Origin of the sequence: Streptomyces sp. NPDC050504, assembly GCF_044458065.1 — a bacterium.
Classification (GTDB): domain Bacteria; phylum Actinomycetota; class Actinomycetes; order Streptomycetales; family Streptomycetaceae; genus Streptomyces.
In genome coordinates, this window is sequence record NZ_JBITHO010000004.1 from 848,279 (window position 1) to 870,356 (window position 22,078).

Here is a 22,078-nt window from a genome sequence, read left to right on the forward strand (position 1 = left end):
CGCTCGATGACGACTCAACCCGCGGCGGTCGCCACCTACGTCCGCGTCAGACACCTGCCGCTCGCCCTGGCCTGGCTGACCACCCGGGCCCTGATGCTCCACCTCCTGGTCGCCGACGACCTGGGCGTCGGCGGCGTCACCGGCGAGGTCTACGTCCTCTACCGGCGCTGGTACGAACAGCTGGCCACCGGCGCCTTCCCGGAGGGCGACCCCACCTGGCAGTACCCGCCGGGCGCCGGGCTCGTCATCCTCTCGCCGGGCGCGCTCCCCGGCACCACCTTCTTCCAGGGCTTCGTGGCGCTCACCGTGCTCTGCGACCTCGCCGTCACGGTCGCGCTCGCCCGCGCGGGCTCGACCGGCGCCTGGTACTGGACCGCAGGACTCCCGCTCCTCCTGCACGTCCCCTTCGGCCGGTACGACGTCCAGGTCACCGCGTTCGCCGTGCTCGGCCTCCTCGCGGTGCGCACCAGGCCGCGCGTCGGCGGGGCGCTCGCCGGGCTCGGCGCGCTGGTCAAGGTGTGGCCCGCGCTGACCCTGATCGGCACCCCCAGGGGCCGCACCACCAGGGAGGCCTGGACCTCGGCCGCCGTGGCCTGTGCCGTCCTGCTCGGGGTCGTGGCCGCGGCCTTCTCCGGGAGCCTGGACTTCCTGCGGCAGCAGAGCGACCGGGGCGTGCAGATCGAGTCCGTCGGCGGCACCGCGCTCTCCCTCGCGCAGCGGGTGCACGGCGGCTGGCAGGTCGAGTACCGCTACGGCTCGATGGAGGTCACCGGGCCCTACGTCTCGTCCGTCGCCCTGCTCGCGCTCGTCCTCACGCTCGCCGCGTTCCTCTGGCTCCTGGTCTGGCGGGTGCGGGCGCACCGCTGGAGCGCCGCCACGCCCTTCGACGCCGCGCTCTGCGCCGTCCTGCTGTTCACCGTCACCAGCCGGGTGATCAGCCCCCAGTACCTGGTCTGGCTGCTCGGCCTCGCCGCCGTCTGCCTCACCTCGCGCCACACCACCCAGCGGCTGCCCGCGCTGCTGCTGCTCCCGGCCGCCGCGCTCAGCGCGCTCGCCTTCCCCCTGCTGTACGGGGAGGTGACCAGCGGCACCACCGTCGGCTGCACGGTGATGGTGCTGCGCAACGGGCTGCTGCTGACGGCCGCCGCGCTCTCCTGCCGGAGCCTGTGGCGGGCCACGGCCGCCAAGCCCCGCGTCCCCGCCCGCGGGGCGTGAGGGGCCGCTTCCCGAAACGGGGGCGCGCCCCCGCGGACACCTGCGGACGCCCGCGGACGCCTGCGGAAACGGGGGCGCCCCCCCCCGGGGGGGGGGGGGCGCCCCCGTGTGCGTACGGGCCCTGCTAGCTGCGCGTGCGCAGCAGCGTGCGCATGGTGCGCATGGCGACCGACAGGTTGGCCAGGTCGAACGCGTCGGAGCTCTGGATCTCCTCCAGCGTGGCGCGCGCCCGCCCGAGGATCGCCGCGTTCTTCTCCTCCCACGCCTTGAAGCGCTGCTCCGGCGTGGAGGAGCCGTTGCCCACCGACAGGACGTCCTGGGTGAGGCCCGCGTGCGCGGCGTACAGGTCCTCGCGGATCGACGCGCGCGCCATGGACTGCCAGCGGTCCGCGCGCGGCAGCTCGATGATGCGGTCCATGAGCTGGGTGATCCGCAGCCGGTCGGCCAGGTCGTAGTAGACCTCGGAGACCGCCAGCGGGTCCTTGCCCGTGCGGTCCGCGATCGCGACGATGTCGAGCGCGGGGAAGGCCGAGGAGAACCCGGCGACGCGCAGCGCGAGCCCCTCGGGGACGCCCACTGCGGTCAGCTCCTCCAGGATGCCCTGGTACCACTCCAGGTCCGCGCCCTTGAGCATCTTGGGCAGCTCGGCCCAGACCTGCGCGACGCCCTCGCTGAAGAACTCGATGGTCTCGGCGAGCTGGAGCGGCTGCGGGCGGTTGCCGAGCAGCCAGCGCGTGCCGCGCTCGACCAGGCGCCGCGAGTGCAGCCTGATCCGGGTCTGGACGTCGGCGGCGACCTGGTTGTCCAGCGACTCGACCTCGTCCCAGACGTCGGCGAGGCCGAAGATCTCGCGGGCCGCGGCCTGGGCGCGCACGATCTCCTCGATGGACGCGCCGGTCTCCTCGCGGAGCCGGTGCAGGAAGGTCGAGCCACCGGTGTTGACGGTGTCGTTGACCAGCACGGTCGTGATGATCTCGCGGCGCAGCGCGTGTCCTTCGACGGCCTCGGGGAAGCGCTCGCGCAGCTGCTGCGGGAAGTAGGCGTGGACCAGCTTCTGCAGGTGCGGGTCGTCCGGGAGGCCGGTGGAGATCAGCTCGTCCGCCACCGTGATCTTGGTGTACGCCATGAGGACGGCGAGCTCAGGCTGGCTGAGGCCGCGGCCGTTGTTCAGCAGCTCGCGGATCTGCCGGTCGTTGGGCAGGAACTCGAGCGCCCGGTCGAGGTGTCCGTCCCGGCCCAGGCGCCGCATGAAGCGCTGGTGGGCCTGGAGCAGCGAGGGCGACTGGGCGACGGCGTTGGCCAGGGCGGTGTTCTGCGCGTAGTTGTTGCGCAGCACCAGGTGCCCGACCTCGTCGGTCATCTCGGCGAGCAGCTTGTTGCGCTGCTTGACGGTCATGTCGCCGTCCGCGACGAGCCCGTTGAGCAGGATCTTGATGTTCACCTCGTGGTCGGAGGTGTCCACGCCCGCGCTGTTGTCGATGGCGTCGGTGTTGACGCGGCCGCCGGAGACGGCGAACTCGATGCGGCCGAGCTGGGTGAGGCCGAGGTTGCCGCCCTCGCCGACGACCTTGACGCGCAGGTCCTCGCCGTTGACGCGGATGGCGTCGTTGGCCTTGTCGCCGACGTCCCCGTTGGACTCGCCGGACGCCTTGACGTACGTGCCGATGCCGCCGTTCCACAGCAGGTCGACGGGCGCCTTGAGGATGGTCTGCATCAGCTCGGCCGGGGTCATCTTGGCGACGCCGGTCTCGATGCCCAGCGCCTCGCGGATGTGGGCGTTGAGCGGAATGGACTTGGCGGTGCGCGGGAAGATCCCGCCGCCGGGCGACAGCAGCTCCTTGCCGTAGTCGGCCCAGGAGGAGCGCGGCAGCTCGAAGAGGCGGCGGCGCTCGGCGTAGGAGACGGCCGCGTCGGGGTTCGGGTCGATGAAGATGTGCCGGTGGTCGAACGCGGCGACCAGCCTGATGTGTTCGGAGAGCAGCATGCCGTTGCCGAACACGTCGCCGGACATGTCGCCGACGCCGACGACCGTGAAGTCCTCGGTCTGCGTGTCGTGGCCCAGCTCGCGGAAGTGCCGCTTCACGGACTCCCAGGCGCCGCGGGCGGTGATGCCCATGCCCTTGTGGTCGTAGCCGGCGGAGCCGCCGGAGGCGAAGGCGTCGCCGAGCCAGAAGTTGTAGGAGACGGCCACCTCGTTGGCGATGTCCGAGAAGGTGGCGGTGCCCTTGTCGGCGGCGACGACGAGGTAGGTGTCCTCGCCGTCGTGGCGCACGACGCCCTCGGGCGGCACGACCTCGCCCGCGACCATGTTGTCGGTGATGTCGAGCAGCGCCGAGATGAAGGTCTTGTACGAGGCGATGCCCTCGGCCAGCCAGGCGTCCCGGTCCACGGACGGGTCGGGGAGCTGCTTGGCGACGAAGCCGCCCTTGGCGCCGACGGGCACGATGACGGTGTTCTTCACCATCTGCGCCTTGACCAGGCCGAGGATCTCCGTACGGAAGTCCTCGCGCCGGTCGGACCAGCGCAGGCCGCCGCGGGCGACCTTGCCGAAGCGCAGGTGGACGCCCTCGACGCGCGGCGAGTACACCCAGATCTCGAAGGCCGGGCGGGGCGCGGGCAGGTCGGGGATGGCCTGCGGGTCGAACTTCATCGACACGTAGCTGTGCCGCTTGCCGTCCGCCGTGCTCTGGAAGTAGTTGGTGCGCAGCGTGGCCTTGATGACGGTCAGGAAGGAGCGCAGGATGCGGTCCTCGTCGAGCGAGGCGACCTGGTCGAGGGCCCCGTCGAGCTCTTCGAGCAGCCCGTCGGTCAGCTCGGTGCCGGCCTTCTGCCGCTCGGGCGACATCCGCGCCTCGAACAGCGACACCAGCAGCCGGGTGGTGTGGACGTTGGTGCGGAGGGTGTCCTCCATGTAGTCCTGGCTGAACGTCGAACCGGCCTGGCGCAGGTACTTCGCGTAGGCGCGCAGCACCATGGCCTGGCGCCAGCCGAGACCGGCGCGCAGGACGAGCGAGTTGAACCCGTCGTTCTCGGCCTCGCCGGTCCACACCGCGGCGAACGCGTCCTGGAACCGCTCGCGCGCGTCGTCGGCGAGGTAGTCGCCGTTGCCGGTCGCCTTGGGCATGCGCAGCCCGAAGTCGTAGATCCAGGCGTGCGTGCGGTCGGCGCAGCGCAGCTCGTACGGGCGCTCGTCGACGACCTCGACGCCGAGCCGCTGGAGCACGGGCAGCACGGCGGACAGGGAGACCTGCTCGCCGGTCCGGTAGATCTTGAAGCGGCGCTCGTCGGGTCCCGCGCCCACCGGCTCGTACAGGCTGAGCGCGAAGTTCTCCTCGCTGTGCACGACCTGCTCGACGTGGACGAGGTCGGCGACGGCGGCGCGCGGGGTGTGGTCGGCCTTGTAGCCCTCGGGGAAGGCGTTGCCGTAGCGGCGCATCAGCTCGGCGGCGCGCTCCTCGCCGCACTCGGCGCCCAGCGCGTCCTGGAAGCCGTCGGCCCAGGAGCGGGCGGCCTCGACGAGGCGGGCCTCGATGCGGTCGGCGTCGGCGTCGGTGAGCGCGGCCAGCTCGGTGCCCGCGGGGACCCGGACGACGAAGTGGAGCCGGGAGAGGATCGACTCGGTGTTCCAGGCGGTGAAGTCGACGCTGGAGCCGCCCAGCTCCTCCTTGAGGATGTCGATGAGCCGCAGCCGCACGCCTGTGGTGTAGCGGTCGCGCGGCAGGTAGACGATCGCCGAGTAGTAGCGGCCGTACTCGTCCTGGCGCAGGTAGAGCCGCAGGCGGCGGCGCTCCTGGAGGTAGAGCACGCTCGTCACGACGGAGCGCAGCTGGTCGACGGGGGTCTGGAACAGCTCGTCGCGCGGGTAGGTCTCCAGGATCTGGAGCAGGTCGCGGCCGTCGTGGCTGTTGGGCGAGAAGCCCGCGCCCTCCAGCACCTCGGCGACCTTGCGCCGGATGACCGGGACGCGGCGCACGGACTCGGTGTACGCGGCGGAGGAGAAGAGCCCGAGGAAGCGGCGCTCGCCGACGACGTTGCCCTCGGCGTCGAACTTCTTCACGCCGACGTAGTCGAGGTACGAGGGCCGGTGCACGGTGGCCCTGCTGTTGGCCTTGGTCAGCACGAGCAGCTTGTGCTCGCGGGCCTTGGCGCGGGCGTCGGCGGGCAGCCGGCTGAACGAGGGCGAGACGGGGTGGTCGTCGTCCGCGGAGTGCTGCGGGTCGGAGCGCAGGATGCCCAGGCCGGTGCCGGGCACGGCGGTCAGCGAGTCGTCGCCGGTGAGCTCGTACTCCCGGTAGCCGAGGAACGTGAAGTGGTCGGCGGCGAGCCAGCGCAGCAGCTCGCGGGCCTCCTCCACCTCCTGCTCGCGCAGGTCGTCGGCGGTGGGCTCGCCGGGCAGGTCGTCGGCGATGCGCAGCGCGCTGTCGCGCATCTTCTCCCAGTCCTCGACGGCCTCGCGGACGTCGGACAGGATGCGCAGCAGGTCGCCGGTGATCTGCTTGAGGTCGCCGCGGTCGGTCTCACGGTCGATCTCGACGTGGATCCAGGACTCGACGAGCGCGTCGTGCGGCAGCTGCCCCTTGCGGGCCTCGGCGCCCAGCACCTCGATGAGCTTGCCCGTGACGTCGCGGCGGACGACGACCTGGGGGTGGATCACGACGTGGATGCCGCGGCCCTGGCGGGACAGCTCGTTGGTGACGGAGTCGACCAGGAAGGGCATGTCGTCGGTGACGACCTCCACGACGGAGTGGCTGCAGGTCCAGCCGTTCTCCTCGACCGTCGGGGTGTGGACCCGCACGTTGGCGGTCCCCTGGGGACGGTTCTCGGCCAGCCGGTAGTGCGAGAGCGCCGCGCCGTAGACGTCGACCGGGTCCCGGTCGGCCAGGTCTTCGGGGGCCGTGTGGAGGTAGTAGCGCTGGAGGAAGGCGAGCAGACCGCCCGTGCCGGAGCCCTCCCCGTCCGGGGAGTCCCCTCCGAGTCCCCCGGTCCCCCCGACCGGACTGTTCTCAGCTACCTGCGCCGCCCGCGCGAGCAGCTCGGCCTTGGCTTCGTCCAGCTTGGTCTGCATGTCCTCTGGCTCCTGTCGCGCGCCGTTGCGTGACGTAGGTGGAAGGTTCGGCACGACGCCACGACGCGGGTTCTCCGGTCGTGTCCGACGTTATGCCGCGGTGAGAGACGCCCGAGCCGTTATTGGCCAATTTTACGGTTGCCATGGGGCCCGGAACGAGAAAATCAGCGCTCGCCCGGGTGCGGTGGCACTCCGGGCGCAGGCCGGGGGCTTCGCTGCCCCCACGGCGTATCGCGCTGATCACGGGTCCAGGCTATCTCCCCCGACCCCCGACCCGTCATGGTCTGTATGTGTACAAAACTCGACCCTGAACTTTGACACTCTGGACAGCGCGATACGCCCTCTTGGCAAACTCGCCGGAGCGATGCACTTTGGCCGGTACGGAACGACGAGAGAGTGGGTCGGCATGGCAGCCAAGGTCCTGATGATCACCGGAGACGCGGCGGAGTCCCTGGAAGTCCTCTATCCGTACCAGCGTTTGCGCGAGGAGGGCTACGAGGTCCACGTCGCGGCGCCCACCCGCAAGACGCTCCGCCTGGTGGTGCACGACTTCGAACCGGGCTTCGACACGTACACCGAGAAGCCGGGCTACACCTGGCCCGCCGACCTGGCCTTCTCCGAAGTCGACCCGGGCGAGTACGCCGCCCTGGTGATCCCGGGCGGCCGGGCCCCCGAGTACCTGCGCAACGACCCCGAGCTCCGCAAGATCCTCAAGTCCTTCTTCGACGCGGACAAGCCCGTGGCCCAGATCTGCCACGGCCCGCTGCTGACGGCGGCGACGGGCGCGCTGAACGGCCGCAGGGTGACGGCGTACCCGGCGCTGGAACTGGACATGCAGGCGGCGGGAGCGGACTTCCAGGACGTCGAGGTGGTGGTGGACGGCACCCTGGTCTCCTCCAGGGCGTGGCCGGACCACCCGGCCTGGATGCGGGAGTTCCTCACGGTCCTGAGGGCGAAGGCCCCGGTGACGTAACCGGACGGGCGCGGCGGGCGCGCTCGGGCCGAGCGGACGCGTACGGCCCGAGCGGGCTCGCCCCCGAACCCCCGTCCGCCCCGCCGGGAACCGCCCCCGCTACCCCGCCGCCCCCACTTCCTCCGCCAACGCGACCGCCTCGGCCAACGAGTCCACGACCGGCACCCCCACCACCTCAAGGCTCGCCCGGCTGTGCGACCCCCCGGTGTAGAGCACCGCCCGCGCCCCCACGTGCGCCGCGGCCACCGCGTCGTCCGCCGCGTCCCCGATGACGACGACCCGCTCCGGCGCCAGCCCGCCGTCCACCGCGGACACCAGCTCCGCGAGGTGCCGCACCATGTGCTCCGCCTTGCCCGCCGATGACGCCCCCACGCGCCCGTCCACCCGCAGGAACCGCTCCTCGATGCCGTGCCGCCGCACGATCGGTATCAGGTGCTCGTGCGGCGCGAGCGACAGCAGCGACTGCGTGCGCCCGGCCGCCTGCCGCTCCGCGAGCAGCTCGGCCGCCCCCGCGGTGAGCCCGCAGGCGTCGGCGCGCGCCCAGTAGTGCCGGTGGAAGGCGGCGTCCATGACCAGCCATTCCTCGTCCGTGGGCAGCCGCCCCATCAACCGCTCGTAGAAGAGCGGCACGGGCACGCAGTACAGCTCCCGGTACCGCTCAAGCGTGATCGGTTCGAGCCCCAGCTCGGCGAACGCGGCGTTCGTCGCCCCGATGACCGCGTCGGTGTCGTCGAAGAGGGTGCCGTTCCAGTCCCAGACCAAATGCGCGTGGTGCTTCCCCATGCAAGGAAGGTACCCGCAGCCACTGACAACCCGCCCCGGAGCCCGGTCCGGCGGCCCGAGCCCGACCCCGCACCCGAGTGCCGGGGCCGAAGGCGTCCCCTCAGGCCCCCACCAGCGCCGGAATCTCCTGGATCCCGAACCACAGCAGCTCGTGGTCCTCCGCGCCGTCCACCGTGAACTGCGCGTCGTCGTCCCCGCCGTCCGCCGCCTCGGCGGCGGCCGCCGCGGCCCGTACGTCCTCCTCGGCGTCGCCCGAGTCCACGTGCACCGCCGCCGCCTTCGCCAGCGGCACGCCCCCCACGATCCGCACCTCGCCGAGCGCACCGGGCCCGCCGCCCACGGCGGAAGCCGGGCTCACGCCCCCGTCGGCGACGTCCACGGCCACCACGACCCGCCGCCGCGCGGCCTCCGGGTCCGCGGCGAGCAGCCGCAGCGACGCCGCGGCGGCCCGGCTGAGCGCGGCGTACTCCAGCTCCTCGATGTCCTCGGAGACGTACCACTCGCGCAGACCGGGCGTCACCGCGTACGCGACGAGCGGCCCCGCGCCCAGTTCGCCCGCGCGGTGCGCCGCTGCGAGCCCGGACAGGGTCAGGGGGACGTACACGCGCATGGCCAGAACCACTTCCGTCATCAACGTCGGCAACAGCTTCGATGAGAGCCCTCAGGATACGTCCGGAGTCCCCCTTCGGGCTGACCGCTCCCTCCCCCGCCGCCGTCCACCCGGACGCCGCCCGAACCCCGCGCGAAGGCCCCGCCCGGTCGGCCCGCCACCCGGATAGGTGATGCGTACGGCGCCCTCCCCGCCCGCCGCACGCGCCTTGCGGGCCCCTCGCCACCCCCCGTAGAAGGTCGGTCGACAGAAAGTTACCGCCCGGTATCGCAGCCGGGCCCGGCGCAGCGGGGGCTGACCGAGATGACCACGCCCGACAGGACCCGATTCGACAGGACCAGGCCCGACAGCGGGGCCCGCCCCGACGGCAGGACCCGCCCAGGGGGCCGCCACGACCGGCGCAGGCCGCCGGGAGGCCCGTCCGTGCTCCGCCGCCGCGTCCCCACCCCGCACGAGGTGTTCGCGGAGAAGCTGCTGGCGGTCCTCAGCGGCCAGCGTCCCGTCCACTGGATGCTCAACCAGACCATCGGCCCGGCGTACCAGCAGCTGGTCGTCCTGGCCCCGCGCACCCCGCTCAGGGCCCGCGGCACCCGCCCCGTGGTCCGCAGGTGCGACGCGCACCGCATGGGGCCGGGCGTCATCGAGGCGTTCGCCAGGATCGCGGCGGGCGAGCAGGTGCGGGCGATGGCGTTCCGCCTGGAACAGGGCGCGGACCAGCGCTGGCGCTGCGCGGCGGTGGAAGTGGGCGGCGGGCGCGTCCTCTGCTGAGCGCCCGCGTCCGAAGCGGCGGGCGCGTCCCGCGCCGAGGGCCCGCGGCTGAAGACGAACGGGCCGGGCCGGGCCCCCGAAGGGGTGCCCGACCCGGCCCGAGAGCCGGCGGTGCCGCCGTTACGTCACTTCTTGCGACGGCGCCCGCCGCCGCCCTTCTGCGCCTTGCGCCGCTCCGCCCGGGTCATCCCGTCGGCGGCGGACCGGGTCGGCCCGTTGGCCTCGCCGTTCTCGAAGTCGCCCTCGACGACACCGCCCTCGCCGTCCACGGTCGGCGCGGAGAAGTGCAGCCGGTCCGGGCGCTGCGGCGCGTCCAGGCCCTTGGCGCGGATCTCCGGGCGCGCGGCGGCCGGAACCGCGTCCTCCTTGGAAAGCGAGGTCTTGCCGCCCTCGGCGGAGTCGGTCACGGGGACCTCCTCGACCTGCTGCTCGACCTGGACCTCCAGGTTGAACAGGTAGCCGACGGACTCCTCCTTGATGCCCTCCATCATGGCGTTGAACATGTCGAAGCCCTCGCGCTGGTACTCGACCAGCGGGTCCTTCTGCGCCATGGCACGGAGGCCGATGCCCTCCTGGAGGTAGTCCATCTCGTAGAGGTGCTCGCGCCACTTGCGGTCCAGCACCGACAGGACCACGCGCCGCTCCAGCTCGCGCATGATGTCCGAGCCGAGCTGCTTCTCGCGCTCCTCGTACTGCTCGTGGATGTCGTCCTTGACGGACTCGGCGATGAACTCGGCGGTGATGCCCGCGCGGTCCCCGGCCGCCTCCTCCAGCTCGTCGACCGAGGCCTTCACCGGGTAGAGCTGCTTGAACGCGCCCCACAGCCGGTCGAGGTCCCACTCCTCCGCGAAGCCCTCTGCGGTCTCCTGGCGGATGTAGTCGTCGATGGTGTCGTCCATGAAGTGCTTGATCTGCTCCTGCAGGTCCTCGCCCTCCAGGACGCGGCGGCGCTCGCCGTAGATGACCTCGCGCTGGCGGTTGAGCACCTCGTCGTACTTCAGGACGTTCTTGCGCGTCTCGAAGTTCTGCTGCTCGACCTGCGACTGCGCGGAGGCGATCGCCCTGGTCACCATCTTGTTCTCGATCGGCACGTCGTCCGGCACGTTCGCCATGGACATCACGCGCTCGACCATCTGGGCCTTGAACAGGCGCATCAGGTCGTCGCCGAGGGAGAGGTAGAACCGGGACTCGCCCGGGTCGCCCTGACGGCCGGAACGGCCGCGCAGCTGGTTGTCGATGCGGCGCGACTCGTGCCGCTCGGTGCCCAGCACGTAGAGCCCGCCGAGCTTCTTGACCTCTTCGAACTCCGACTTGACCGACTGCTCGGCCTTCTCCAGGGCGGCGGGCAGCGCGGCCGCCCACTCCTCGATGTGCTCCTCGGGGTCGAGGCCCCGCTGGCGCAGCTCGGCCTCGGCGAGGTCGTCGGGGTTGCCGCCGAGCTTGATGTCGGTGCCTCGTCCGGCCATGTTCGTGGCGACGGTCACCGCGCCCCTGCGGCCGGCCTGGGCGACGATCGTCGCCTCCCGGTCGTGCTGCTTGGCGTTGAGCACCTCGTGCTGGATGCCGCGCTTGGAGAGCTGCTGCGAGAGGTACTCCGACTTCTCGACGGAGGTCGTGCCGACCAGGATCGGCTGGCCCTTCTCGTGCTTCTCCGCGATGTCGTCGACGACCGCGGCGAACTTCGCGACCTCGGTGCGGTAGATCAGGTCCGACTGGTCCTTGCGGACCATCGGCTTGTTCGTCGGGATCGGCACCACGCCGAGCTTGTAGATCTGGTGGAACTCGGCGGCCTCGGTCATGGCCGTACCGGTCATGCCCGACAGCTTGCCGTAGAGGCGGAAGAAGTTCTGCAGGGTGATCGTGGCGAGCGTCTGGTTCTCGTCCTTGATGTCCACCCCTTCCTTCGCCTCGATCGCCTGGTGCATGCCCTCGTTGTAGCGGCGGCCGGCGAGGATACGGCCGGTGTGCTCGTCGACGATCATGACTTCGCCGTCGATGACGACGTAGTCCTTGTCCTTCTTGAACAGTTCCTTGGCCTTGATGGCGTTGTTCAGGTAACCGACGAGCGGGGTGTTCACCGACTCGTACAGGTTGTCGATGCCCAGCCAGTCCTCGACCTTGGCGACACCGGCCTCGTGGATGGCGACGGTGCGCTTCTTCTCGTCGACCTCGTAGTCGCCGGTCTCCTCGATGCCCTTCAGCGGGACGCCGGCCTCGCCCTTGTCCAGGCGCCTGACCAGCTTGGCGAAGTCGCCGTACCACTTGGTCGCCTGGTCGGCGGGGCCGGAGATGATCAGCGGCGTGCGGGCCTCGTCGACGAGGATCGAGTCGACCTCGTCGACCACCGCGAAGTTGTGGCCGCGCTGCACCAGCTCGTCCTGCGACCACGCCATGTTGTCGCGCAGGTAGTCGAAGCCGAACTCGTTGTTGGTGCCGTACGTGATGTCGCAGCCGTACATCTCCCGGCGCTGCGCCGGCGTCATGTTCGCCAGGATGCAGCCGACGGACAGGCCCAGGAACTTGTGGACCCGGCCCATCATCTCGGAGTCGCGCTCGGCGAGGTAGTCGTTGACCGTGATCAGGTGCACGCCCTTGCCGGAGAGCGCGTTCAGGTACGTCGGGAGGGTGCCGACGAGGGTCTTGCCCTCACCGGTCTTCATCTCGGCGACGTACCCGAGGTGCAGCGCGGCACCACCCATCAGCTGTACGTCGTAGTGGCGCTGACCGAGCACTCGCTTGGCGGCTTCGCGGACGGTCGCGAAGGCCTCGGGGAGCAGGTCGTCGAGGCTCTCGCCGTCGGCGTAACGCTCCTTGTACTCATCGGTGAGCGCCCGCAACTCGGCGTCGGAGAGGTTGACGAAGTCCTCTTCGATGGAGTTGACCTGGTCCGCGATGCGGTGCAGTTTGCGCAGGATCTTGCCTTCGCCTGCACGCATGAGCTTGTTGAAGACGGACACTGAGGCTGGTCTCCTTGCCGGTCGGGCCTGGGCACGGGGTCGTGTGATGGACTCTGGCACGGGCACGGCAGGTGGACCCCACCGCAACGGCCATCGTAAGCGAGGACCGCGCCGCGTCGGGAGGGCCGCCGCCGCGTCGGGGGCAGGGCCCCCGTACAAGGAGAACGGCCGAGGCCCCCCGAAGGTGCCGAAAACCCCGAAATGCATTCGCGGGCCACCACTCGATTCACCAGAATCCGTACATGGAGCCGATCACCCTCACCACCGAGCGCCTGTTCCTGCGCGCCTTCACCCCGGCCGACACCGAGGCCGCCCACGCGGCGTGCCAGGACCCGGACATCCAGCGCTGGACGGTCGTCCCCTCGCCGTACACCCGGGCCGACGCCGAGTTCTTCACCGGCGTGATGGTGCCGAACGGCTGGCGCGACGACACGGAGTACGCCTTCGCCGTCCACGTCGGCGCCGACGGCCCGCTGGCCGCGGCGGTCGGCATCAGCGCCCGCACCCCCGGCACGTACGAGGTCGGCTTCTGGCTCGCGAAGGAGCACCGCGGCCGCGGCTACATGACCGAGGCGGTGCTGGCCGCCGCCCACTGGGCGTTCACCGAGCTGCGCGCGGACCGCCTGGAGTGGCGCGCCGAGATCGGCAACGAGCCGTCGCGCGCGGTGGCCGAGCGGGTCGGCTTCGTCCTGGAGGGCACGCAGCGCTCCGGCCTGCTGAACAAGGGCACGCGGCGCGACGCCTGGATCGGCGCCCTGCTCCCCTCCGACCTCGGGCTCCCGAACGCCAACCCGTACCTGCCCGCCCGCCCTTGAGCCCCGCCCCCGCCGGGGGGCCGACTGTCGTACCCACCGCCTAGAGTCCCCCCATGACCACGACCGCGACCACGATGGAACTCTCCGCCGACGAGGCCCGCAGGATCGCGCTGCGGGCCCAGGGCTTCCTGGGCGCGCCCGACCGCAGGGCGGGCGCGCGGGGCGTGCTGCGCCACCTCGGCGCGGTCCAGCTGGACACGATCTCCGTGCTGGCCCGCTCCCACGAGCTGATCCCGTACGCCAGGCTGGGCGCCGTCCCCCGCGCGGCGGTCGAGGAGGCGTACTGGTCGCCCGCGCCCGAGCCGCACGCCTTCGAGTACTGGTCGCACGCGGCCTGCATCCTCCCCGTCGAGGAATGGCCGCACTTCGCGTTCCGCCGCCGCGCCTACCGCGACCGCCCGCAGTGGCACCACGACCTCCCGGACGCCGCGTACAAGGCGGTGATCTCGCAGCTGCGCGCCGAGGGCCCGCTGACCGCCACGGAACTGGGCGGCGCGAAGAACGGCGGCGAGTGGTGGGACTGGTCCGAGTCGAAGGTCGCCGTCGAGCGTGCGCTGATGTACGGCGAGGTGGTGTGCACGGAGCGCAGGGGCTGGAAGCGCGTGTACGACCTGGCGGAGCGCGCGATCCCCGAGCGCTTCCTGTCCCAGGACCCGTCCGACGCGGAGTGCCTGCGCCGCCTGGTCCGGCTGGCGGGCGAGGCGCTGGGGGTGGGCACGCGCTCGGACATCGCGGACTACCACCGCATCAAGGCCGAGCAGTTCGACGCGGTGATCGCGGATTCCGGCCTCGTCCCGGTCGCGGTCGAGGGCTGGGGGAAGCCCGCGTGGGCCGATCCGGCGGCCCTGGCGACCGTGCCCAGGGGCCGTCACCGCACGACGCTGCTCTCCCCCTTCGACTCCCTGATCTGGGAGCGCCCGCGCACGGAGCGCGTCTTCGGCTTCACGCACCGCCTGGAGGCGTACGTGCCCAAGCCCAAGCGCGTGCACGGCTACTTCGCGATGCCCCTGCTCGCGGGCGGCCGTCTGGTGGGCCGGGCGGACCCGGCCCGCAGCGGCACGACCCTGGTGGCCCGCCAGGTCTCCCTGGACTCCCCGAAGGCGGTCCCGGCCATGGCCCAGGCCCTGAAGGAGGCGGCGACGTGGGTGGGCTGCACCCAGGTGAGGGCGGACCAGGTCACCCCGAGGGAACTCCACGCCCCGCTGACGAAGGCCCTGAGCTAGCGAGGCGGGGGGCGGGGGGGGGGGGGGGCGCCCCCCCCCCCCCCCGCCCCGCCTCACCGGATTTCGAGGATCTTCTCCCGCATCGCGTACACCACCGCCTCCATCCTGGAGTGCAGCTGCAGCTTCTCCAGGATGTTCCGCACGTGGTTCTTGACGGTGTTCTCGGAAATGAACAGTTCCTTCGCGATGTCGCGGTTGTTCATCCCGGTGGCCACCAGCTTCAGCACCTCCAGCTCCCGGTCGGTGAGCCGGGGCGCGGGCACCAGCCGCCGTTCGTCGGTGCGCTGGATCATCGACTTGAACTCGGTGAGCAGCTTCGACGCCATCGAGGGGCTGATCTGCGACTGTCCGTCGGCCACCGCGCGGATCGCCGTGGCGACCTCGTCCGTGGAGATCTCCTTCAGCAGGTACCCCGTGGCCCCCGCCTTGATCGCGTCGTAGAGATCGGCTTCCTCGTCGCTGATGGTCAGCATGATGATCTTCGCGCTGGGCGCCACCTCCTTGATGGAGGTGCACGCCTCGATCCCGCCCCGCTTGGGCATCCGCACGTCCATCAGGACGATGTCGGGCAGCAGGTCCGCGGCCTTGTCGACCGCCTCCGCCCCGTCCCCCGCCTCGCCGACGACCTGGATGTCCTCCTCCTGGGCGAGGACGATCTCCAGGCCCCGGCGGAACAGGGCGTGGTCGTCCACGACGAGGACCCGGATCGGCTCCTTGCGCGACCCCGCGCCCGCGTCGGCACCCTCGCCTCCGGCCGCATCGTGATCGGCGTGGTGGTGGCGCGCGCCGCGCATCGGGCCGAAGCTGTCCGCCATCGTTCCTCCCCCTGAAGGCCATGGCCTGAAGTTCATGTGGTGTCCGTGCCTGCCCTGCCAACCACAGTGCAGAGAACACCGATTGGCTCGCGACGCCATGATTCCATGCCCGGACGACGGTCAAGTGCCCCTGTGGTCGCACGGTGGTGCCCCTGGGGGCGCACGAGCGCTCCAGGGGCACCACCACCAAGGCGTCAGCCGCCGAGCGCGCCTCCGGCGCCGCCCGCTTCGGGACCGGCCAGCGGGTCGGTCCGCAGGTTGATGACACCGTAGTCGTAGGCGTGGCGCCGGTAGACGACGGCGGGTTCCTTGGTCTCGGAGTCGACGAACAGATAGAAGTCGTGCCCGACCAGCTCCATCTCGTAGAGCGCCTGGTCGAGCGACATCGGAGCCGCGACGTGCGTCTTCTCGCGCACCACCAGCGGTCCCTCGCCCTGCACTTCGAGCGAGCCCATCCTGGTGGTGGGGACGGCCTCGTCGGTCTCTTCCACGGCGATCGAGCCGTCGCCGTTGAGGGTTGCCGCGCCCGCCACGCTGTCGGCGACCTCGGCGGCCGAGCGCCTGCCGTTGCCCCGGCGGCTGGCGCGCTTGTCGTGCTGCTTGCGCAGCCGCGCCTCCAGCTTTCCGGTGGCCAGGTCCAGCGCTGCGTACGGGTCGCCTGCGGCCGCTTCCGCCCGGATGACCGGACCACGCGTACGGAGCGTGATCTCCACCCGGTCCGAACGGTCCGCCTGACGGGGGTTTAGCTCCTTGGACACCTCGACGTCGAGGCTGATCACCTTGCCGTCGAACTTCTGGATCTTGTCCAGCTTCAGTTTCTCGGCCACGTGCTTGCGGAACCGCTCCGGCACCTCTGTCTTGCGGCCCTTGACGACGATGTCCACGCAGAACTCCGTTCCCGGATCACTCCGCCGGACGGCGGAGCATCTCCCTTTTCGCACCAGGCTCCGGCAGCCACGGCCGGGGCCTCGGACTTGGCGACTTCACCTCCTCCTCCCCCGTCGGGAGGGTTTCCACCCCCGAATTCCTGGCATTCGCCAATCCTTACAACCGAACATAGCTTGCTCGGACGGGTGTCGGCACCTGCTGCGGAGGTGTACCTCCGTTCAGGTGTTTTTACCCGCTCACTACCTGCAACGTTGGAACTTCTCTATCAGTTCCGGTTTATTCCGAAAGATAACGGCGATGCGGCAATCACCGCCGCACAAGGACGTCCGTTTGCAGGAAATTGCCAACGCGCCGCCCCGGGCGTCCGCGCCGCGCCGACCGCCCGCGCCGCCTCGGCCAGCGACGCCCCGGTCGTCATCAGGTCGTCCACCAGGACGGTCCGCCCGCCGGACAGCAGCCGCCCGGCCCCGCCGACCGCCTCCAGGGCCCCAGAGAGGTTCTCCCGCCTCTGCCGGGCGCCCAGGCCCGCCTGGTCGGCCACCCGGCGGCGCTGCCGCAGCACGGGCAGCACCCTGGCCCGCACCCCGCGGCGGCGCAGCTCACCGGCCGCGGCCACGGCGACCCTGCGCACCGGATCGTGCCCGCGCGCCCGGGTGGCCCGCCGCGCGGACGGCACGGGCACCAGGAGCAGCGCACCGCCGCACCCCGCGCCCGAGCCCCGGTCCTGGACCACGCCCTCGTCGGCGCCCTCGTCGGCGCCCGCGCCGGAGTCCGCCGCTCTGACGGCCCCGGCGAGCGCCACTCCCAGCACCCCCGCGAGCCCCAGCGCACCCCGCTCCTTGTGCGCCAGCAGCACCGACCGCACCGCGTCCGCGTACGGCGCCACCGCGTACACCGGCGGCAGCCCCGCCGGCACCGGGTCGGGGCTGACCCGGCGCGGCACGGCCCCGTACAGCAGCCGACCGCACTCCTCGCACAGCGGCGTACGCGGCCTGCCGCAGCCGCCACAGGCCACCGGCAGCACCAGACCGGCGATTTCCCGCCACCATCCGCGCATGCCACCACTGTGCCAACGTGGACGCCGACGTACCACCCCTGTGGAAAACCGGGCAGCGGGCCCCTTCGGCGACCGTACGGAAGGCGCCTACCCCGGATAGATCGGTGAATTCCCGCTCTTGGTCACCTGCTGCCAGTTCCCGCCCGGCTGCAGCTCAACGATGCCGTCGTCCCTGGAATGGGCGAGCAGCGGCTGCTTGTCGTTGTCCGACGCGGCGATCGTCGTCACCTGGTTCACGCCCGGCAGCAGCCCCGCGACCGCTGGCGAGCCGTCCATCTGCATGTAGCGCACCTGCTGGACGCCGCCGCTCTCCCTGCCGACCACCACCAGCTTGCTGCGGCCCGCCCACGACATCGCCGTGACCTCCGCCATCTGCGGGGCCGCGTCACGCAGTCCGTCCACCTCGAAGTCCTTGTCACCGGCGGTCTTCGGCGGCTGCACCCGGCCGAGCTTCAGGGTCTGCTGCCCCTTCTCGGAACGCAGCAGCAGCGCGATCCGCACCCCGTCGGCCGACACCTTGAGCTCCTCGATGCGGGCTCCGCCCAGGTCGGGCAGCTTCACCAGCTGCGGCGGCCCCTCGCCGTTGGCGAACCGCAGCAGCCTCGGCCGCAGCGGATCGCGGTCGGCCACCCACAGGTTGCCGTGGTCCACGCCGTCCCAACTGGGCGCCGAGAGACGGGTCTTCTGGTCCTTGCCCGTGCTCTTCAGCAGCGCGGGGCCGAGCTGCTCCCCGTCGATGATGGACGCCACGTGGAGCGAGGTGCCGTCGAGCGAGACGCCCGCGGCACGCTGCTCGTCGTGGGACACCGCGGCGTCCAGCAACCGCGCCTCGCCCTCGCCGAACGGCCCGGACACCAGGACGCCGCCGTCCTTGGCCTTCTTGTCGAGCAGCCTCAAGTGCCGCTGCTCGTCCAGGAAGTAGCGCCGACTGCCGCCGCTGCCCGCCGACGTGCCGTCCGCCGCGTACACGCTCGCCTGGTTGCTGCTGAGGTTGCAGAGGCTGGACCCCTCGGAGCGCAGGAGCTGCACCTCCTCGATCCGGGGCAGCGTCAGGTCGCGCAGCGTGAACAGCACTTGGGCGGCCATGTCCTCGCAGGCCTTGCGGCCGACGTTGTCCGCCTTCTCGTTGAGCTGCACCTTGACCACGTTCTGGTCGTTCAGCTCCAGCGACTTGGTGTCCTTCTTCAGCGCGACGCCGGTGGGGAAGCGCGAGTTGACCGCGTGCCTGAGCCAGCTGGACGGGCCGTCGAGCAGCGCCTCGACGGTCTGGGTCGCCGAGTCCATCAGCGTGGAGGGGTCGGTCCGCTTCCGTACGTAGATCGGGTCCGCGACCAGCTGCCGCCGGTCGTCGGCGAAGTAGTAGGTGTTGGCCGACCGGTAGAGGCGCTGGAAGTCGGACTGTCCGAGCAGCAGGCCGTCCGGCAGCGAGTCGATGCGCCACTCGCCGTCCTTGCTGCCGCCCGCGCCCTTGTCCTTCACCAGCAGCAGCGGCCTGGGCGCGGTGTACCTGACCTTCTTCGGCTGGTACGCCCGCTGCTCGTCGACCCGCGCGATCTGCGTCCCCCTGAGGGCGTACCCGAAGGTGCTCAGCCCCGGGCCCCGCTGTTCGGACGGGTTGCTCGGCACGAGGGGCGGCTCGGCCAGCACGACGACGCCCGCGTCGGGCTTCCAGCTCTTGGACGCCTGCTTCGTCAGGTACTTCCTGGCCGTGGCGAAGTTGGGGTCGTCACTGGTCATCGCGCCGAGGAAGCCCTCGACGATGTCCCCGGGCTGCGCGCCCTCGCGGGGCGGCACCCCGTACACCCGTACCTGCGAGTCCCCCGGCCTGGACGCCTCGACCGGCTCCACGCCCCCGCTGTCCGGCATCGACGCGCACCCGGCGAGCAGCACCGAGCCGCAGCCGAGCAGTGCGGTCAGCCGGATGCCGCGCGCCTTCCCCTCACTGGCCACGAGGCGTCTCCTCCCGAGGTTCTCCACCCGCATGCTCCGACCGCCCCTGCACCGGCCCGTGCCCCTGCCCCTGGCCCTGTTCCTGCCCATGGCCCTGTTCCGGCCGCTGTTCCGCGGCCCTGGGCACCACGCGCGCGCCGTTGCCCGGCAGGGCCGTCGGATCCACCCCCGCGGGGGCGGGCTTCGGCGGTACGGGAAGGGGCGAGCGGTCCGCCGCCGACTGGGCGGGCACGGACGTCAGCAGCAGCGCGTTCTCCTTGGCCCGCCCGGTGCCCCGCGCGGACCCCGCACGCTCCCGGCCGCGCCGCGAGTCCTCGGGCTCCAGCGGTATCGGCGAGCCGCGCAACGGCTCGTCCGCGGTGCGCGGCAGCGTCAGCCGGAACTGCGAGCCGCCGCCCGGCTCGCCCCACGCCTGGAGCCAGCCGCCGTGCAGCCTGGCGTCCTCGACGGCGATCGAAAGACCGAGGCCCGTGCCGCCGGTCGTCCTGGCCCGCGCCGGATCGGCGCGCCAGAACCGGTTGAACACCCGCGTCGCCTCGCCCGGCTTGAGCCCGACGCCGTAGTCCCGTACGGCCACCGCGACGGCACCGCCCGCGGCCGCCAGCCGCACCACCACGTCCCGGCCCTCGCCGTGCTCCACGGCGTTGACGACGAGGTTGCGCAGCACCCGCTCGATGCGCCGGGGGTCCACCTCGGCGACCACCGGCTGCTCGTCGCCGACCACCCGGATCCGGGTGCCCTTGCGCTCCGCCAGCGGCTCGGCGCCGCCGATGACCCGCCGCACGGCCTCGCGCAGGTCGACCGGTTCGGCCTCCAGCGCGGCCGCGCCCGCGTCGAACCTGCTGATCTCCAGCAGGTCGGAGAGCAGCGACTCGAACCGGTCCAGCTGGTCGCCCAGCAGCTCCGCCGACCTCGCGGTCACCGGGTCGAAGTCCTGCCGGGCCTCGTGGATGACGTCGGCCGCCATGCGTACGGTCGTCAACGGCGTGCGCAGCTCGTGCGAGACGTCCGAGACGAACCGCCGCTGCATCCGCGACAGCTCCTCCAGCTGCTGGATCTTGAGCTGGAGGTTCTGCGCCATCTTGTTGAACGCCTCGCCCAGCCGGGCGATGTCGTCCTCGCCCGTGACCTTCATCCGCTCCTGGAGCTGCTCGGCCGACAGCCGCTCGGCGATGCCCGCGGCCATCCGTACGGGCGTGACGACCTGCCGCACCATGAGCCAGGCGATGGCCCCGAGCAGCACGACCACGAACAGCCCGGCCGTGGCGAGCGTGCCCTTGACCAGGTTCAGCGACTTCTCCTCCTGCGTCAGCGGGAAGAGGTAGTACAGCTCGTAGGCGTTGCCGTCGATGTCGTTGAGGCGCTTGCCGACCACGAGCCCCGGCTCGGCCTCCCGGCCCTCGGTGTAGGCGATGCTCGTGTACGCCTGGAAGGTGCCGTTGTCCCGGGCGACGTGCTCCCGCAGGTCGGCGGGGATGCTCGTGGTGTGGTCGACGTAGCCGGAGGCGCGCGCGCCCAGGCTGCTCGACCCCGGCGCCTGCGACTCGATGCTCAGCGCGACCACGTCGAAGGCGCGCTGACCGCCGCTCGCGAGCTGTTCGACCAGCTCGGAGCGCCACGACCAGGAGCCGTTGCGGCTGGTGCCCCTGTTCGCGGAGCCGTTGCCGTCCTGCTCGCCGGGTATCTCGGGCACCACGGCGGCCTTGTCCTGCGCCGCCGTGAAACCGCCCGCGGCCTGGGTCTGCGCCGCCTGCTTCTTGGCGTCGAGCAGCCCGTTGCGCACCGCGCCGATGACCACGAGTCCCAGCAGCAGCACCACGCCCAGCGACAGCAGCAGCGTGCCCGCCACCACCCTCAGCTGGATGTTCCGCCGCCACAGCCGCAGGGCTGGCAGCAGCGGACGCCGCACCCAGCGCACGAAGAACCGCAGGGCGGGCCCACCGGGAGCCCCGTCCTGGAGCAGCCGACCGCCTTGCAGCAGCCGGTTCACGCGCGACGTCTTCCGGTCGGGCCCGGCAGACCGCCCCCCACGGACTCCCGGCTCCCCGGGCTTCGGAGCAGTGCTGCCACGGGACATGTCAGCTCGGCCCGGCCTTGTAACCGACGCCTCGGACGGTCACCACGATCTCCGGGCGCTCCGGGTCCTTCTCGACCTTGGAACGCAGGCGCTGCACGTGCACGTTGACCAGCCGCGTGTCGGCCGCGTGCCGGTACCCCCACACCTGCTCCAGCAGCACCTCACGGGTGAACACCTGCCACGGCTTGCGGGCGAGCGCGACCAGCAGGTCGAACTCCAGCGGGGTCAGCGCGATCGAATGCCCGTCCCGCTTCACGGAGTGCCCCGCGACGTCGATCACGAGATCCCCGATCGCCAGCTGCTCCGGCGCGGGCTCCTCGGACCGCCGCAGCCGCGCCCGGATCCGGGCGACCAGCTCCTTCGGCTTGAACGGCTTGACGATGTAGTCGTCGGCCCCCGACTCCAGGCCCACCACCACGTCGACGGTGTCGCTCTTCGCCGTCAGCATCACGATCGGCACCCCGGACTCCGCCCGGATCAGCCTGCAGACCTCGATGCCGTCCCGTCCGGGCAGCATGAGGTCGAGCAGCACGAGATCCGGCTTGGCCTCACGGAATGCCGCCAGTGCCTTGTCGCCGTCCGCTACGAAAGACGGCTCAAAACCTTCACCACGCAGCACAATGCCGAGCATCTCGGCCAGTGCGGTGTCGTCGTCGACGACAAGGACGCGTCCCTTCATAACGACATCATCCCATTTCCCCATCAGTCACAAAGACCCAGGTGAGATAGGTCACGGGCAGGAAGCCGCGTCCATGATCGCCCAATCGGGCCCGCCCTGATATCCGGCCGCTGATGTCAGCCGTGCATGTCGGACATCACACCTGGCCGCGCCGCCGCCGACCTGATTCGGAACGAGCGCGGCCCACAGCCTAGACCGGTACC

Annotated in this window: 15 protein-coding genes; 5 read left to right on the forward strand and 10 right to left on the reverse strand. The window is 71.6% G+C overall.

All coding sequences use genetic code 11. The annotated features are described in order from the left end of the window. Positions 1 to 6 precede the first annotated feature (6 nt). Positions 7 to 1,215, forward strand: coding sequence for a glycosyltransferase 87 family protein (locus ACIBNE_RS19015; protein WP_399272874.1), 1,209 nt, complete (start codon positions 7 to 9; stop codon positions 1,213 to 1,215). A gap of 124 nt (positions 1,216 to 1,339) precedes the next feature. Here the strand turns inward: ACIBNE_RS19015 and ACIBNE_RS19020 are convergent, their stop codons facing one another. Then, on the reverse strand, positions 1,340 to 6,280 hold the full coding sequence (locus ACIBNE_RS19020; protein WP_399272877.1) for an NAD-glutamate dehydrogenase: 4,941 nt from the start codon (positions 6,278 to 6,280) through the stop codon (positions 1,340 to 1,342). Between the two features lie 406 nt (positions 6,281 to 6,686). Between ACIBNE_RS19020 and ACIBNE_RS19025 the strand changes: the two genes are divergently transcribed. Continuing rightward, on the forward strand, positions 6,687 to 7,253 hold the full coding sequence (locus ACIBNE_RS19025; protein WP_399272879.1) for a DJ-1/PfpI family protein: 567 nt from the start codon (positions 6,687 to 6,689) through the stop codon (positions 7,251 to 7,253). A 99-nt stretch (positions 7,254 to 7,352) separates the two neighbouring features. Here ACIBNE_RS19025 and ACIBNE_RS19030 read toward each other — a convergent pair whose 3' ends face one another. After that, positions 7,353 to 8,036 carry an HAD family hydrolase gene (locus ACIBNE_RS19030; protein ID WP_399272881.1) on the reverse strand — a complete coding sequence of 228 codons (684 nt, stop codon included), beginning with the start codon at positions 8,034 to 8,036 and terminating at the stop codon, positions 7,353 to 7,355. Positions 8,037 to 8,136: 100 nt separating this feature from the next. After that, positions 8,137 to 8,646: a DUF6912 family protein gene (locus ACIBNE_RS19035; RefSeq protein ID WP_399272982.1), complete on the reverse strand. Its 510-nt coding sequence runs from the start codon at positions 8,644 to 8,646 to the stop codon at positions 8,137 to 8,139. A 303-nt stretch (positions 8,647 to 8,949) separates the two neighbouring features. On the opposite strand from ACIBNE_RS19035, the gene ACIBNE_RS19040 reads away from it, so the two are divergent. Continuing rightward, on the forward strand, positions 8,950 to 9,414 hold the full coding sequence (locus tag ACIBNE_RS19040) for an Rv3235 family protein (RefSeq protein WP_399272883.1): 465 nt from the start codon (positions 8,950 to 8,952) through the stop codon (positions 9,412 to 9,414). 125 nt (positions 9,415 to 9,539) lie between these two features. On the opposite strand, the gene secA is transcribed toward ACIBNE_RS19040, so the two are convergent. Then, positions 9,540 to 12,371 carry a preprotein translocase subunit SecA gene (secA, locus tag ACIBNE_RS19045; protein WP_399272885.1) on the reverse strand — a complete coding sequence of 944 codons (2,832 nt, stop codon included), beginning with the start codon at positions 12,369 to 12,371 and terminating at the stop codon, positions 9,540 to 9,542. A 242-nt stretch (positions 12,372 to 12,613) separates the two neighbouring features. On the opposite strand from secA, the gene ACIBNE_RS19050 reads away from it, so the two are divergent. Both ACIBNE_RS19050 and ACIBNE_RS19055 read left to right on the forward strand, forming a co-directional pair. Further along, entirely contained in the window at positions 12,614 to 13,186 is a 573-nt protein-coding gene (locus tag ACIBNE_RS19050; RefSeq protein ID WP_399272887.1) for a GNAT family N-acetyltransferase, read from the forward strand. 53 nt (positions 13,187 to 13,239) lie between these two features. Continuing rightward, positions 13,240 to 14,409 carry a winged helix-turn-helix domain-containing protein gene (locus tag ACIBNE_RS19055; protein WP_399272889.1) on the forward strand — a complete coding sequence of 390 codons (1,170 nt, stop codon included), beginning with the start codon at positions 13,240 to 13,242 and terminating at the stop codon, positions 14,407 to 14,409. 53 nt (positions 14,410 to 14,462) lie between these two features. Here the strand turns inward: ACIBNE_RS19055 and ACIBNE_RS19060 are convergent, their stop codons facing one another. The 6 genes from ACIBNE_RS19060 to mtrA form a co-directional block, all read right to left on the reverse strand. Then, a complete protein-coding gene (locus tag ACIBNE_RS19060; protein WP_399272890.1) occupies positions 14,463 to 15,224 on the reverse strand; it encodes a response regulator in 762 nt (253 codons plus the stop codon). A 194-nt stretch (positions 15,225 to 15,418) separates the two neighbouring features. After that, on the reverse strand, positions 15,419 to 16,108 hold the full coding sequence (hpf, locus tag ACIBNE_RS19065) for a ribosome hibernation-promoting factor, HPF/YfiA family (RefSeq protein WP_399272892.1): 690 nt from the start codon (positions 16,106 to 16,108) through the stop codon (positions 15,419 to 15,421). Positions 16,109 to 16,377: 269 nt separating this feature from the next. Then, positions 16,378 to 17,169: a ComF family protein gene (locus ACIBNE_RS19070; protein ID WP_399272893.1), complete on the reverse strand. Its 792-nt coding sequence runs from the start codon at positions 17,167 to 17,169 to the stop codon at positions 16,378 to 16,380. A gap of 87 nt (positions 17,170 to 17,256) precedes the next feature. Further along, positions 17,257 to 19,119 carry an LpqB family beta-propeller domain-containing protein gene (locus ACIBNE_RS19075; RefSeq protein WP_399272897.1) on the reverse strand — a complete coding sequence of 621 codons (1,863 nt, stop codon included), beginning with the start codon at positions 19,117 to 19,119 and terminating at the stop codon, positions 17,257 to 17,259. Beyond that, positions 19,109 to 21,196 carry an MtrAB system histidine kinase MtrB gene (gene mtrB / locus ACIBNE_RS19080; RefSeq protein WP_399272900.1) on the reverse strand — a complete coding sequence of 696 codons (2,088 nt, stop codon included), beginning with the start codon at positions 21,194 to 21,196 and terminating at the stop codon, positions 19,109 to 19,111. The genes ACIBNE_RS19075 and mtrB overlap by 11 nt, the downstream gene beginning before the upstream one ends. A gap of 1 nt (position 21,197) precedes the next feature. Beyond that, complete coding sequence (mtrA, locus tag ACIBNE_RS19085) at positions 21,198 to 21,875, reverse strand: two-component system response regulator MtrA (RefSeq protein WP_399272902.1); 678 nt, start codon at positions 21,873 to 21,875, stop codon at positions 21,198 to 21,200. Positions 21,876 to 22,078: the final 203 nt, after the last annotated feature.